Raw genomic sequence first — 14437 nt, 5'->3', positions numbered from 1 at the left:
CCTCCTTCTCACTCTCTTCTGTTACAGCACTTACAAACTCTCACATTACTTGTGGCCTAATAGTTCTACAAATCGTTTTTCACGCATTTCAAATGTTTTTATCTTTATTTTGAACACCGCCCTTATTTAATACTTTTCTTTCCTGATAATAGTAATACCCGCGTTATTATCTCTTGTCAGTAGATTACAATATTATGTATAATGAAAATATTATCTTTCCAATAAATGTTAATAAAGAGATGCTATAAGTACATACAAAACGTATCATCAGCAATCGATATATTAACAGATTTATTCTATGTATACTCAGATACATACATGGGAATCAAAACTATGGAATTTTATGTACAGATTAAATTAATACAAGATGGAAGATTGGTAGCAAATGTACTCAAGGAAAAAAGAGTGTTCGATTTGATTAATGTTATAAAACTACTTGAAGTGACATCTACCGAACAAATTGAAAACATATTCAGGGGGAATTTCAAATGAAAACATTTGGTAAAGTATTATTAGCAGGAACATTGGCTCTTGGCGGTTTAACAGCAATGAACGTGGAAACACCCAAAGCTCAAGCAGATGGAGCGAGCGAATTTTGCCGATACATTTGTGGTCCTAAAGAAACGTTGAACAATTTCACAATTCAACTTTCAAATACAGAATACAAAATGGGACAAAATATTATCCTACGAGCAACAAATGATAATGCATATGATGTACATTACCAAGCATCTGTAGAAAAACAATACGATACTGGTTGGGATTATTATGACGCTGATTTTCGCTATGGTTCACTATTACCAGCTGGAACAAACGTATATGAAGATTTTGATGCTGAGACTGGCAATGGTGGAGCAATTTCTGAACCAGGAACATATCGCATGAAAATTGAAGTAACGCATGCTAATGGCCACGTTGACACAATGTACACAGCGCCAATTACATTAGTAAATTAAATAAGGAGTTTGCTTCACATCTTATAGTATATATTTTAATAATGTCATTAAATATTTACATGGACATAATGGATAATGAAAGGAAGGTTTATACCTTCCTTTTTCTTATATTTTAGAATAAATAACGTATCCTTCCTGAATGTTGTATATAAAAAAACAAGGCAACACCTGTCATGATAATTAAAAATACTTGATAATAATCAATCATCTGTAATACCCCCTTCATACAAAAATAAGCTCAACAAAATATTCACTTAATACACATGTAATAAGGTCAAACAATGTAAAATTCAGCTACAATCTCATTCATAATTTTTAAAATTAATTCTCTCCTTCTTTTAAGAATACTTCTAAACTTGATAGATTACGTTATATCGCTACTCTTGTATGCAGAATTACATATCAACCTCCATTGAAAACCATTCTCAATGTAACTATAATGGTTTCAGGAGGTGATATTTTCACTTCCTTTTCAAATCTCACAATATATTAAAGGAGGAACTAGCATTATGAAAAAAGTTATTTTATCAGGGGCGTTAGGAATTGCAGTACTATCAGGTATGAACTTACCAGGGGCAGAGGCACCAAAAGCGAGTGCAGCAACTACAAATTTAGAAATTCAAGAAGTTACAAAATATTACTCTATGAGTTCTTATGAAGTGTCTCAAAAGGAAACATTTAATCTCAATAAAGGGGAAGAACTTACAGTCTTTGTACAAAATTCTGGGTTCCCAATTTCTTATACGGTCTTTGATGCAGATAATCAAATAATGGGCACCTACAATGCTAATTCACCATATGGTCGCGTATTCAAAGCACAAAAAGATGGTAATATTTCTGTACAATTTCAAGCAGGTGCAAATTCTTCATACATGAAGAAGATGAATTTCACAGCTAAATTTGCAGTTTCTAAGCTTAACTAACAATCAAAATTTCATTATCTTCTTTCAAAAAATTAAAAAGGTATATCCCTTCAACGGGATATACCTTTAACTTTAGTGAATTTTATATTGACCAGATAATTGCTCTTGCGCCATACGCACTAAACGTTTGGTAATTTCTCCACCTACTGAACCGTTCGCTCGTGCTGTTGAATCCGGTCCAAGTGTAACACCAAACTCCTGAGCAATTTCATACTTCATTTGTTCAATTGCACTTGCTGCAGCTCCTACCAAAATCTCGTTTGAATTATTATTTTCGCGAATTTGCATTTCTTACACACCTCCATTGAATTTGGTAATATCATGCTCTATTTCCAGAAAAATATGTAAAAAGATCAAAAAAAAGACGCATTAAGGTGTCTTTTTTCAATATGTTTTTATCAGAGGCAAAATAAAAAGCAAGGCCTTTTGGCTACGCGCTTGAAGAAGGAGAATTCTTTCGAGGAATTCGTTAAAACAAAAAGAACTTGTAGGAATCTCTACAAGTTCTTTTTAGTTTCAGGTGAATATACGAGACAAACTATCTTACAGATTCATCATAGAAACTACAGGGGTAATGCTTTGACAAATATATTATATAACAAATATTAACAGCCATAATTTTAATTTTGAAAATTATGTGAATTAAGAACGAAATTAGCTTTTTTCTTAACTATTATTAATTTCGTTTACTACTAACTTCTTTTTCCTTAAATAAACTGCTCGATCCGATTTTTTTGCAACTTCTTGTGAATGCGTAACTACAATTACACATTTATCCTCTTGATGAGCGAGCTCCTGAAACAACTCAATAATTTCATTTGCTGTTTCTCCATCAAGGTTTCCTGTTGGTTCATCAGCAATCAATAAATCGACATTGCAAGATAGTGCTCGAGCAATTGCTACACGTTGTTGTTGTCCACCACTTAGTTGCAAGACATTTCGTTTCGCTTCTACTTCTGTGAGTCCTACCTTCTCTAATAATTCTAATGCTCTTGCTTTTTTATTTTGTACCTTCACACCTGTAATTTCCATTGCTGTTAGTACATTCTGAAGAGCGGTCATATAGGTAATCAAATTATACGATTGGAAAATTACGGATACATTTTGATTGCGGTATCGATCCAAACCAATTTTTCGAATATCCTTGCCATTATATAGTACATAACCGTTTTTAGGTATGTCCAGCCCACAACCTAAGCTAAGAGTTGTGGTTTTTCCAGATCCAGAGGGCCCTAAAATCGTGTAAAAATGCCCTTTTTGAAAAGAAAAATTAACATTATCTAGTATCGTTACTTTTTTCCCGTTACTTTCATAATAATAATCTAAGTTTTTAAATTGTAAAATCGTCTCCATATCGAGCCTCCTTATTCATCTTTTAAAAGAATTTGTTTTGGATTTAAGCGTAGAATAGATAATGCTGGAAGAAGCGTTGCTAATATAGCAATAGCTAGTCCAATTCCCCCCATTTTTCCTACATCTTCTCCCGTTACACTTACATCAATTTTATCAATTGGATCTTCGTTTTGGTTTTGTGGAGTACCACCAGCTCCAACCATCATTACACTACCATTTTGTGAATTGTCTTTTTCTTCGCTTGCTGTAGCAATTTCACTCGAAAGTAAGTTATTCCCTACGAATTGAGAAACTTTAGCTCCTGTTGTTAGGGATAATCCTAACGCTAAAATAGCAATACATACTACTTCTACTACGAACTGCGCCATCAGTTTCCATTTTTTCTCTCCAATGGACAATAAAATCCCCATTTCCTTACGACGTGCTTTAATCGATAACATAATGATTAATCCTAAGATAATCGCACCTGCAATAGATACCATATAGATAATCATTTGAGACGTAGAAGCGATATTTTCGATAGGGCCAATCATTTGTTTGTACAATGAATCTTGTGCATCTAACTTAAAATAATTAAAATCAATATCAGATTTTTTTGCTTCTTCTTTAAATGCATCAATGTCTTGTGGATCGTTCAATAAGTACACAACTTGAATACTACTACTCATACCTTCATCTGTTTCTAATTTTTTCAAAGTAGAGTAAGGCATATATAGTTTATTAGCTGGATTCATCATAGGAGGGGGATTTTGACCCATTGGTTGCTCATTCGTTTCGTAAATACCGATAATTTCAACTTCAAGAGTTTCCTTCTTATCCCCTGATTGAACTTTAACTTTATCTCCTACTTTCAAATTGTTTTGTTCCGCTAATCGTTTTTCCATTAAAGCTACATTCTGATCTTGCATCTGTTCTGTAATTGGTTTTCCATCAACGATTTTACTTTTTCCATTTTTAAAACTATCTTGTAATAGAGTCTTGCGAACTCCTTCTATCATAAGAGAAGAATTCATATCTATTTCTGAACCTGAACCTGATCCTCCCACCATTGCAACGTTACCTTTTCCTTTTCCTTCTCCTTCTGAAGCTCCTACTAATTTAAACCCATCCGCAATTCCGAAATTATTGGTTATATAATTATAGTCTTTTACATGCTTGGACTTCGCTAATTTGTCTGCTTCTTTTGTGTTGAGCTTCGACGGCTTAGGCATCTCGCCAGTTTCCCTAGCTTGTTGACCTAATTTGTCAAAATCAAGACCTAAAGTGACATCTGCACCTAGTTTTTTTCTTGCTGCATCAGCAGCTTTTTTTGATGCATTTTGGATTGTGAATCCTGCCAGCACTAAATTTGTAACAATCAGGAAGACTGCCATCAAAATTAATGATGTTCCTATTCTTTTTTTCATACTGAGAATTGCGCGTTTTATAAAATTCATTTTTCCTAACCTCCTTGATAGCTGTTATTCTATATACGCTATCTAGAGTTTGTATGGAGTTACTCAGTAGTTTATCTAGAGATATATGGAGTTTATGTGTACTTATTCATTGACCTTAGCAAGAAAAACTGGAACACAAATTAGAATACGCAATTGATTTTGAATATTGGTAGAGAGCCAGTCCATTAATGTGGAGTGAGGACGAATGGAATGATCGTACATATAAAACTAGTAAAATAGAAAAAACCACCGAAAGGTGGCTGTTAAGCGGTACGTGTTTGTTCCATTAATTTCACGGTTTTTGTTAGTTTTTCACCATTTCGATAAACGGTTACTTTAATTGTATCCCCCAATTTTTTCTTTTCATATAAATATTTACGGAATTGAACGACATTTTCTATTTTTTGTTCATCCAATGCAATCACAACATCATACTGCTGTAAGCCGCCCTTTTCTGCTGGTGATTGATTTGAGATATTCCCCAACACGGCACCATTTGATATCTCTTTTGGTAATTTTAATTGATTACGTGCAGAATCTGTCATTTTCTCTACATCTAATAACTGTACACCCATCATTGGACGTTTAACTGTTCCCTCTTTTTCAAGAGACCCTAGGATTGTTTTGGCTATATGAATCGGGATTGCAAATCCAATTCCTTCAACAGCTTGTTGTGCAATTTTACTCGAATTAATTCCAATGACTTCACCCTGTTCATTAAATAAAGCTCCTCCACTATTCCCAGGATTAATAGCTGCATCTGTTTGAATTACCTGTGCTTGCCAATCCACTTGTTGATTTCCAAGTGTACTAACAGGTATTTCTCGTTCCTTGCTACTAATAATCCCCTTTGTTACAGTACCTTCTAGCCCCAATGGATTCCCAATGGCTATTACCGTTTCCCCTGTACGAATTTTTTCTGAGTCTCCAAGTGTTGCCACTCTTTTTACATCTGTCCCGTCAATTTCTAATACCGCTAAATCTAATAATGGATCTGTCCCTACTACTTTAGTGGGAACCTTTTTACCATTATTCAATTTCACTTCTACATTATTCGCACCGTCTATCACATGATTATTTGTAACAATGAAAGCCTTATTACCGTTTTTTTTATATATGACCCCTGATCCCGAACCTGCTTCTTCTGATTGATCTTGCGTATTAAATGCATCTGCATTTTGTTTATAGTTAATGACACCTACGACAACTTCTTTTGCAGATTCAATCATATTTTGAAGGTTGCTCACATCTTCTGGTTTGTAAGAGGTCGGCGTAACCTGATTTACTTCGTTATGTTTAGGAGATTGGTCTGCATTTCCTTTGATTTCATTTATATAAGGGATGGTCAATCCAATGGTAATTACACCAATCATTGCACCAATTATTCCTGTGAAAAAATACCCTGTTTTTTTATAGACTTTATTCCTATTGTTTTCTGTTTGATTTGTATCATAATGTCCCATTGTGAACATCCCTTTCTCCTTTAATTTCAATTGAATATTTTTATGTTCATATTTGAATTACGATGTATGAATGTGATATTTAGGAATCACCATTTCAAAAAACATTTCACCTTTAGGCATGGTTTAGACATAAATCAACTGTTTTTTCGTAGGAATAGCATTATATTTGAATTTTTCTATAAATACATGTATGACGATATTCAACCCCACCTCGAGCTGGTCTCTAAAAAAAAGAGCCTATTCGGCTCTCATCAAATCAATTATTCAATGTACATAGCATGTTATACGGGTATTGGCACAAAGCAGCAAGAAGGAATCATAACCTCAATTAGATTCTTTACTCTTTTGTTATAAACTTAGAGCCGAAAGTTCTCGTGAGAATGGATGGTAATAGGTTTGCGTGTAAATAAGAAGGAAGGGATAAAAATTGATAGATTGTGTAAGTCGTCAACATCATGTATCATTCCTTTCTATTTGATACATGTAGCATACAAACCTAATCTGTATTCTATATGTAGTTAATCTAGAGTTATAGTAAAGATTTTCAGTACCTCGTTATTGAATGCAAAAAAAAAGAATCAATTTGATCCTCTCTATTTTTGTTCACTAGACTTATATAGTTTTCTTTTATTTACACTTGTGTATTTATTTAAGCACGGCGCTAATTTCAATTTTTGTTTTTTCTCTTTTATGCGACCATTATTCGAATGAGTGGCCATCCACAGTTGTACATCTAATAAAGAAAGAATGATGTTTGCTTCCAGTGACATCTTGATTACCTCCCTCTGTCTTGTTATGTATATAACCTATCTCATGCATCTGGAGCTGATTTGAAATACATGTAGTTTTCTTGTGAAGTTTTTATAGTGTTTCTAATACGTCTCCACATCAACTCCAGACTGGAAGGTTATAATGACTACAAGAGGTGATATTATGAAGAACTATCACATTTTGGTGGTAGAAGATGATCAAGAAATACAAGAATTAATCAAACAATTTTTAATGACACAACAGTATAAGGTTATAGTTGCATCAGATGGATTAGAGGGCATGAAACAATTTAATAAGCAGTCCTTCGATTTAATTCTTCTAGATGTGATGATGCCAAACCTGAATGGATTTGAAGTTGCCAAAATGATTCGAAGTCAGTCAAATATACCAATTATTATGCTAACTGCGCTAGAAGAAGAACAAGATCAAATGAAAGGATTTGATCTTGGAATCGATGATTATATTACGAAACCTTTTTCTTTTCATGTTTTGATGAGACGAGTCGAAGCAGTACTGAGAAGAAGTAATAATCAAAGTACGGATAATCATTTTGTATTTAGAGAACTACATGTCGATGGCGATGCATATAAAGTATATGTAAATAAAGTTGAAGTTCCCCTAACGACAAAAGAATTTGAAATTTTGCAACTACTACTTCAAAATGAAAAAAAGGTACTCACAAGAGAAAATATCGTAGAAAAAATTTGGGGATATGAGTATGCTGGAGACACACGAATGATTGATACGCATATGAAAAACATACGAAAAAAATTAGATATACCCTACATTAAAACAGTAAAGGGCATTGGTTATAAAATCGATGAATAGGATTGTAAAGATCATGAAGATGAAGAGAATTACCTATAAACTCTTTATGACTACATCCCTCATTTTGTTAGCCTTTGCAACCCTGATTTATGTAACTTTATACTTCTTTCTCCCTAAATTTTATGAGAAATACAAAACAGATCAGCTTCAAACGGGAATCGAAGAAATAATTGATAAATCTAAAGATCTTACGCTTCAAAATGCAACACCACTTGTTGATGAATACGCACAAAAAAATAATGCAGTGATCTACCTTCAAGATAATGAGGGAACAATTATTTATACTCCTTCTTTTACTTTTCTTCAAAGTACTATTCAAGGGAGTACTATTCAAGGGGGTACTGTTCAAGGGGGTACTGTTCAGGGGGGTACTGTTCAGGGGGGTACTCCAGCAAAAGGTTTTGTTACAACAGTACCAATAAAGGGTTTGGCTCAATCTCGTAATTCATTTGAGGCTACCAAGCCAATACAATTCCAAGATGTTAACTTAACGCTTGTGGTGTTCGCAACATTTCAACCGATCGATGAAGCTTCACAGGTCTTGGTACGTTTTCTTCCCTTTATTAGTATCATTGTACTGGTTATTGGTTTAGGAAGTGCTTATTTCTATTCAAGGTTTATTACAAAACCACTTATTTATATTAATGAAGGTGCACAAAAGATGGCAAACTTAGATTTCTCCGAAAAAATTGAGGTTCGTTCTACGGATGAATTAGGGGAATTGTCCAATAGCTTGAACGATATGTCCATAAATTTACAACAAGCAATTTTTGATTTACAAAAAGCGAATCAGCAATTGAAAAGTGATATTGAAAAAGAAAGAGAAATAGAAACAAAGCGAAGGGAATTCTTTGCTATTGTAGCACATGAATTAAAAACTCCTCTTACTGTTATGAAAGGTTACTTAGAAGGGATGATATATAATATCGGCCCTTATCAAAATCGTGACCAATATTTAAAGAAAAATCATCAAATAATTGGAAGTATGGAACAACTGGTTCGCGAAATTTTAAGCACGTCAAAACTAGAACAACATACCTTTAAACCACAAGTAGAAGAAATAAATCTTTCGAAGTTAATAGGTACAATCACAAAAGACCTCGAATTTTTTGCTTCTCAAAAAGACATTCAAATAATAAAAGAAGTCGATTCTGACATTTTTGTTTATACGGATTGTGTTCTTTTAGAAAAAGCTTGTAAAAACATCATTCATAATGCGATTATGTATTCACCACTTAACGAAAAGGTCTATATAAAGTTAAGCCAAAAATCTAAGCAAAACTATATCGAAATGCAAGTCCTTAATACAGGTGTCGAAATTAAAGAAGAGAATATACAACATATATTCGAACCCTTTTATCGAATCGAAAAATCAAGAAATCGAAATACTGGAGGGAGTGGCTTAGGATTATATATTGTAAAACAAATTTTCGAATCCCTTTCTATCACGTATTCTATGAATAATACCAAACAAGGCGTACAATTTTTGGTTACCATTCCATTATCCATCAAGTAAACAACAAAAGAGTCTCGATCTTACTTCATCCTATAGAAATAAGATCGAGATTTTTCATATAGGATACCGTCACATTGATAAATATAATTACTTACAATATATGTTATATTCTAATATTTTATTATTGATAACTGACGGTATCATTATATTTCATTCTGCAGCTTATTTAGAAGAGTTATGTACATTTCGAAGAAGTTCTTCAATAAGTTTTGTTTTTTCATTCACCTTTGTGGCATATGTGAAATCACCATAACAATATGGATACCTAAAATTATTTTTATTTCCACCACAATTGTACATCGCTGGATTTTGATCAACTTTCATCTTAGAAAACTTTTTAGCCGAATCTTCCGAGTGTTGTTTAACTTCTTGACTGGCAATAAAATCAATATACCCTGGTCCCATATTATAGCTTTGAATAATTGCATCCATGCTAACATCTTTTTCCGTTCCATATTTGTACATTTTAGCAAAGTGTTTTACCCCTTGTTCAATGCTCAAGCTTGTCTCTTGAATTTCATTTGGCTTTAATCCAAGTGATTCAGATGACTGCATAGGGTCTTTTCCCTCACCTCTACTCTCTTGGTACATAATTCCTAATAAAACTGCTGTTTTCCCTCCTAAATTATATTTTTCTAATTCTTTTTTCAAGGTAGCCTCATATTGCAATACACGTTTTTCGGTAGCGAGCGCTTTATTTTGTTGAACATTAGTTTTATGATTAATATATAGTATTCCAAGCATTGTTCCTAAACCTAAAATACTAATAAGGAATACTTTAATAATTTGTTTTTTACTCATATCCTTCATATATTTCTCCTCGTATAAGAAATTCAATTTTTCAATGGCGGTTGGTTATTTACAAAATATATAATAATCATCATCTATTTCTCTGCCCCTTTCAGACTCAAATTTATTTCTTTTAGGTTTAAAGTTTAATATAAAAATTTAAAGATAAGATAAAGATAAAATAAAGAAAAGATAAAGTGCATTTTTAGAGCACTTTAAAAAGATATTGGTACAAACGAATACGTGGGACAAGTTGTAGATATGAATGGATATAGTGATAATCGAGAGGTTATCATACAAGTTATTAATTATGGAGATATCATTCTAGAAGAAGTTGTACTATTTAATAACTTACTTTAAATTTACTTTGCTCATTTACTGTATTCTAACAATCATCATCACACATGACTTAATATATTATTGAAAAGAAAAAAGCTCTGCACTATGCAGGCTTTCTTTATGATTTCACCGCTAAATTATTCATAAAACTTTCTATAGAATTCGCCTGAAATATACGTAAATGAGGAGATTGGACATCGTAATGTTTGTCAGTAATGATAAGGATTGAAGGAAAGAATTTAGAACTTTTCGGTTGCCAGGATTCATTGTGCCATTCTTGGCTATGGAAGTATAACTCATATCTGTTTATCTTATCTTGCATTATTTTTTTACTGTACACTGACTTTTGAACTTCAATAAAGAATGGCGATCTACGCCATATTGTAAAAGCATCCGGCTCCATATATAATTTCCCATACTTTGGTTCAACTTCAAATAGTTTAGGATTTTCATAATGAACGAGTTGTTTGTATACGTCCACAATACCAAGGAAATGAGGAATTTTTTGACTTGTCTTTCTGATAGAACTTGGCTGCGGAAAATAAATGTATGGGTGCTGTAATACGTTAGCATCAACATAGCCGTCTCTTCTTAATCGTTTCATAACCGTATTACAACAAGTTACCGCATTCTTTAAGCCTTGAAAATGCAAGTCAATAATATCGTCACGGGACATGCATCTAAATCGCTTCAAATCATTCAAAATTCCTTTATCTCTACTCTTCATCATCTAACACCCCAAATAACGGAATTTCTTCTTGAGATGAATTCTGGAGTATTTTCTCCTCTTTAGACATGCGATATGTTTCAACAATCTGTTTCGCCTTACTTAATTCCAAATAAGGAGCTTGCACTTTCTTTAATCCATTTCGTTTTAAAATCATTTGGCCTGATTGCTCTAAATGCTCTGAACCAGGAGTACCCATGATATTACTATTAATTGCACTATCACATTTAAAGCCAATTCTTACGGTCATATTGAGCTTTAACTTACCATCTAACACTTTCGCATCTGGCCGCTGCATACTAAGCATAAGAAACACCCCAAGTGATCGGCCGACTGCTGAAATCTTTTCAATTGTAGTCATACACTCTTTTTCATCTTTTAGCATGGCCACTTCATCGATAGCAAGTAGAATATATGGTTTTTGATGATTAGGATTTAATTTGTTGTACGCATCAATATGATCAACTTCATATTCTTCCATAAGTTTTCTTCGTTCTCTAATTTCCTTCCATACCTTTTGAAGCATTATTTTCATTTCAATTTCTTCCATACAAACTTCTTTCACATGCTTAACTCTACGCAAAAAATGAAATTCAGAGTTTTTTAAGTCACCAAGGTACAAATGCAACGTATCAGGAGACATATATTGAATGAGTGTGGATAATACAACACGTACCATACTACTTTTCCCACTTCCCGTTTCTCCTGCTATTAATAAGTGTGGTGTATTGGAATCAATCATATCGTACGTAATCGTTTTTCCAAATTGATCCCGGCCAACCACAACAGGAAGACGGTACCCTTTTAATAAGGGCTGCCATTCTCTATAACAGTAATTGTATGGTTTTAGTCCAGCAGCTGAACGGAATGCATGTAGTACAAACTTTTTCATATCACCTTCAATCGTAAGATTCCGTCCTAATATTTGTTGAAAACAGAACCACTTCTTTTCAATCTTCTGTGGATCTAATCCGTTTGGGATGGTAAATACATATCTCACGCTTTCTTTCGAAGAGGAAACATCATGTATCTTTGGATAAATAGGTACTTTGCCTCCACGCGTTTGATGTTCCGTATATAAACCTGCTTTTCCGAACACCTCCATAAGCTGATTCCTTAACCTTTGCGTACGAATCCACTCCTTTATAATCCCCATTACTCCCTTCCCTCCTTAAAACATGATTATGATACGAACAAATACATATCCAATCAAGCAAACTCCACCAATTCGCGTTCCGTGATAAATACCTTCACTTACAAATTTAGCTGCCGATATATAGTCATGTCGCACCAAGTATTTTTCTAACATGACTGCTCCGATTAAAATCGTTCCCATAACTCCTAATGCAATGTAAGTATGTAATACCTGATCCGACATATGAAGGAATGCGAAAGGACTTAATGAATTGTATTTACGGATTTTCTGTTCTTTATCTTTGTATGACCGATCCATAAACTCGCGAAAAGGAATTATTTCTTTCCTAGCACACATTTAAATACCCCCTTTATAAACAGAATTTAGAATGTAGATATTACATAGCTTCATCTACTTAATACCGTGGTAGTTTTACCTTGGTAGAAATCTTGATAAATACTGTGGTAATTATTCGCAACTTACTTTGGTAACCTCGTATACTTCTATCTTAATAAATACCGTGGTAGCTGCTTTGATACATCATATTGTGGACAGCTTGTACATTATGTAAAAAACTTTTGCCGTCTATGCGAATAGTTTTTTACATTTATGTCCACAATGTTGAAAATAGGTTCAGGAGGGATTTAAGTGTTTTGGAAATTCGGAGGGAAAAACCGAACAAAATTAGGTGATTTTTTAGATCGGAATGGCTTCACCCAAAATGATTTAGAAAAGACCGCGAAATTAAGTCGTCCTACGGTTTCAAAGGCGTGCAATGATAAAGAATACATACCTAGTCCAACTGTAATGAAAAAAATTTTAAAAGTTATTAGGCAAATAAAACCCAATGTTAAATCCACCGACTTTTGGGATATGTAAAAACTGGCTAACTAGAGTCAGTTTTATTTTTTTACAAAAACCACTTTATAAAAGAACATACATTCGCCCGTAATAAGAACAGACGTTCTTGTTTAAGGAGGCATATCGGTGTATGATTACTCAATCTTGCCAAATCGAATTGTTTTATGTGTAGATCTTCGTAGCTTTTATGCAAGCGTGTCCTGTATCAAGATGGGATTAGACCCACTACATACCAAAATAGCTGTAGTAGGAGACGTAAACAGGAGTGGCTCCATTGTTTTAGCTGCAACACCACCATTAAAGGCATTAGGTGTTAAGAAAATGGTAAGGTTGTATGAATTACCGCGGCGTAAAGACATTCTTGTTGTAAACCCAATTATGGGAACTTATATCAAATGCTCAAATACAAATAGTGCGACAGCAAGATACAGAAACACATTGTTAGGGGGACATAAAGCATGAAAAACGCTACTATGCCAAAAGGAAGAGGAATGGTCAAATGGACCCCGTTCGCAGCAATGCCTGAACAGTTTGCTGGTATTTGTAATTTGAACCATAACTTTGCCGCTTGGGCAAGCTTATGGTTCTTTTTGTTTGTGGCGAATTTATGGTTCCAAGAATAGAATACATCTAATCATGGTATAGGGTTGGCTATAGGGGGCGCACCACATACCTATCAAGCTAAGAAAAGCAAATAACCCAAAACGAAAAAATTGGCATCCTCAGGTGAAAATGTACATTTTTTGTTTTGGGGGTACTTCAAAATGTTGGGTTGATGGGCATTTTGTACTATTTTTTATTATACATCTCTAAATTTTAGAGAATGTTCACAGCTGTAATTTTGCAGGTTGAAATAGCAAACCTAACGGTTGTAGTTGGATTTATAGGTAAAGTACCTAGAACTATACCAAGACCTGTTTGTTCCACGTTAAAACCTGCTGCAGTAGAACCAGTACTTGCTAAAAGATTCACTGTAGTACCGATAAGCGTATCCAATAACTCCCTAATTGGTCGTTCACGACAATCACATTCGCATCCTGAGTCTACAGGCGGAAGTAATATTATAGATGGCCCTGGTGGTAAAAATCCTACCCCTGTTACATCAGAAATATTGACCACAAAGGATGTGCTACCATCTGTAACTGTAACTAAAAAATCATTTACGGAAGTGATAGTAAATAAAAAGAAAAGAGGGGGGACGTTGGGCGCGTCTGCAATAGTGCCAAGAATCACAGTTTCCCCAATAAGTTGCTGTAAAACGTTCTGCATAGGCAAAACACAGCAATCACAAAGACAACCTTCTGTTGCTCCTGTTGGGCCTGTTGCTCCTGTTGGGCCTG

The 14437-nt window shown here is 34.0% G+C and carries 14 protein-coding genes and 3 pseudogenes; 7 read left to right on the top strand and 10 right to left on the bottom strand.

Annotated elements, in window-relative coordinates; all coding sequences use genetic code 11:
• Positions 1-488 precede the first annotated feature (488 nt).
• Both BAU27_RS23300 and BAU27_RS23295 read left to right on the top strand, forming a co-directional pair.
• A complete protein-coding gene (locus BAU27_RS23300) occupies positions 489-956 on the top strand; it encodes a hypothetical protein (RefSeq protein ID WP_071772092.1) in 468 nt (155 codons plus the stop codon).
• A gap of 509 nt (positions 957-1465) precedes the next feature.
• A complete protein-coding gene (locus BAU27_RS23295) occupies positions 1466-1879 on the top strand; it encodes a hypothetical protein (protein ID WP_002162054.1) in 414 nt (137 codons plus the stop codon).
• Positions 1880-1951: 72 nt separating this feature from the next.
• Here BAU27_RS23295 and BAU27_RS23290 read toward each other — a convergent pair whose 3' ends face one another.
• From BAU27_RS23290 to BAU27_RS32430, 5 genes are all read right to left on the bottom strand, one after another.
• Positions 1952-2167, bottom strand: a complete 216-nt coding sequence (locus BAU27_RS23290) for an alpha/beta-type small acid-soluble spore protein (protein WP_001167057.1) — start codon at positions 2165-2167, stop codon at positions 1952-1954.
• Positions 2168-2545: 378 nt separating this feature from the next.
• Positions 2546-3232, bottom strand: a complete 687-nt coding sequence (locus BAU27_RS23285; RefSeq protein WP_002150937.1) for an ABC transporter ATP-binding protein — start codon at positions 3230-3232, stop codon at positions 2546-2548.
• A gap of 11 nt (positions 3233-3243) precedes the next feature.
• Positions 3244-4668 carry an ABC transporter permease gene (locus BAU27_RS23280; protein WP_071772091.1) on the bottom strand — a complete coding sequence of 475 codons (1425 nt, stop codon included), beginning with the start codon at positions 4666-4668 and terminating at the stop codon, positions 3244-3246.
• Between the two features lie 263 nt (positions 4669-4931).
• Complete coding sequence (locus tag BAU27_RS23275) at positions 4932-6140, bottom strand: S1C family serine protease (RefSeq protein WP_071772090.1); 1209 nt, start codon at positions 6138-6140, stop codon at positions 4932-4934.
• A 584-nt stretch (positions 6141-6724) separates the two neighbouring features.
• Complete coding sequence (locus tag BAU27_RS32430) at positions 6725-6901, bottom strand: hypothetical protein (RefSeq protein WP_002150942.1); 177 nt, start codon at positions 6899-6901, stop codon at positions 6725-6727.
• A 163-nt stretch (positions 6902-7064) separates the two neighbouring features.
• Here BAU27_RS32430 and BAU27_RS23270 point away from each other — a divergent pair, with 163 nt between their 5' ends.
• Positions 7065-7730, top strand: coding sequence for a response regulator transcription factor (locus tag BAU27_RS23270; protein ID WP_002150943.1), 666 nt, complete (start codon positions 7065-7067; stop codon positions 7728-7730).
• Positions 7731-7743: 13 nt separating this feature from the next.
• Positions 7744-9246, top strand: a complete 1503-nt coding sequence (locus BAU27_RS23265; RefSeq protein ID WP_071772118.1) for a sensor histidine kinase — start codon at positions 7744-7746, stop codon at positions 9244-9246.
• 162 nt (positions 9247-9408) lie between these two features.
• On the opposite strand, the gene BAU27_RS23260 is transcribed toward BAU27_RS23265, so the two are convergent.
• From BAU27_RS23260 to BAU27_RS23245, 4 genes are all read right to left on the bottom strand, one after another.
• On the bottom strand, positions 9409-10056 hold the full coding sequence (locus tag BAU27_RS23260; protein WP_071772089.1) for a lysozyme family protein: 648 nt from the start codon (positions 10054-10056) through the stop codon (positions 9409-9411).
• Between the two features lie 436 nt (positions 10057-10492).
• A complete protein-coding gene (locus BAU27_RS23255) occupies positions 10493-11068 on the bottom strand; it encodes a replication-relaxation family protein (protein ID WP_071772117.1) in 576 nt (191 codons plus the stop codon).
• A gap of 22 nt (positions 11069-11090) precedes the next feature.
• Positions 11091-12257 (bottom strand): FtsK/SpoIIIE domain-containing protein, encoded by a 1167-nt coding sequence (locus BAU27_RS23250; protein ID WP_071772088.1) that lies wholly within the window; start codon positions 12255-12257, stop codon positions 11091-11093.
• Between the two features lie 15 nt (positions 12258-12272).
• Positions 12273-12593: a hypothetical protein gene (locus tag BAU27_RS23245; protein ID WP_071772087.1), complete on the bottom strand. Its 321-nt coding sequence runs from the start codon at positions 12591-12593 to the stop codon at positions 12273-12275.
• 291 nt (positions 12594-12884) lie between these two features.
• Here BAU27_RS23245 and BAU27_RS23240 point away from each other — a divergent pair, with 291 nt between their 5' ends.
• The 3 genes and pseudogenes from BAU27_RS23240 to BAU27_RS23230 form a co-directional block, all read left to right on the top strand.
• Positions 12885-13115 (top strand): helix-turn-helix domain-containing protein, encoded by a 231-nt coding sequence (locus BAU27_RS23240; protein ID WP_002150963.1) that lies wholly within the window; start codon positions 12885-12887, stop codon positions 13113-13115.
• A 108-nt stretch (positions 13116-13223) separates the two neighbouring features.
• Positions 13224-13502 (top strand): annotated as a pseudogene (locus tag BAU27_RS23235) (Y-family DNA polymerase); the annotation flags it as partial.
• 53 nt (positions 13503-13555) lie between these two features.
• Positions 13556-13639: pseudogene (locus BAU27_RS23230) on the top strand (YolD-like family protein); the annotation flags it as partial.
• A 274-nt stretch (positions 13640-13913) separates the two neighbouring features.
• Here BAU27_RS23230 and BAU27_RS23225 read toward each other — a convergent pair.
• Positions 13914-14437, bottom strand: a pseudogene (locus BAU27_RS23225) (hypothetical protein); the annotation flags it as partial.

The organism is Bacillus sp. NH11B, from assembly GCF_001884205.1.
GTDB lineage: Bacteria > Bacillota > Bacilli > Bacillales > Bacillaceae_G > Bacillus_A > Bacillus_A proteolyticus.
Note: the sequence above shows the minus strand (reverse complement) of the source record. Positions and strands in the feature narration are given on the sequence as shown.

Coding starts and splice junctions, on each gene's coding strand:
- BAU27_RS23270 (WP_002150943.1), top strand. CDS start 7,065: ATGAAGAACTATCACATTTTGGTGGTAGAAGATGATCAAGAAATACAA.
- BAU27_RS23265 (WP_071772118.1), top strand. CDS start 7,744: ATGAAGATGAAGAGAATTACCTATAAACTCTTTATGACTACATCCCTC.
- BAU27_RS23280 (WP_071772091.1), bottom strand. CDS start 4,668: ATGAATTTTATAAAACGCGCAATTCTCAGTATGAAAAAAAGAATAGGA.
- BAU27_RS23245 (WP_071772087.1), bottom strand. CDS start 12,593: ATGTGTGCTAGGAAAGAAATAATTCCTTTTCGCGAGTTTATGGATCGG.
- BAU27_RS32430 (WP_002150942.1), bottom strand. CDS start 6,901: ATGTCACTGGAAGCAAACATCATTCTTTCTTTATTAGATGTACAACTG.
- BAU27_RS23290 (WP_001167057.1), bottom strand. CDS start 2,167: ATGCAAATTCGCGAAAATAATAATTCAAACGAGATTTTGGTAGGAGCT.
- BAU27_RS23260 (WP_071772089.1), bottom strand. CDS start 10,056: ATGAAGGATATGAGTAAAAAACAAATTATTAAAGTATTCCTTATTAGT.
- BAU27_RS23295 (WP_002162054.1), top strand. CDS start 1,466: ATGAAAAAAGTTATTTTATCAGGGGCGTTAGGAATTGCAGTACTATCA.
- BAU27_RS23250 (WP_071772088.1), bottom strand. CDS start 12,257: ATGGGGATTATAAAGGAGTGGATTCGTACGCAAAGGTTAAGGAATCAG.
- BAU27_RS23285 (WP_002150937.1), bottom strand. CDS start 3,232: ATGGAGACGATTTTACAATTTAAAAACTTAGATTATTATTATGAAAGT.
- BAU27_RS23275 (WP_071772090.1), bottom strand. CDS start 6,140: ATGTTCACAATGGGACATTATGATACAAATCAAACAGAAAACAATAGG.
- BAU27_RS23300 (WP_071772092.1), top strand. CDS start 489: ATGAAAACATTTGGTAAAGTATTATTAGCAGGAACATTGGCTCTTGGC.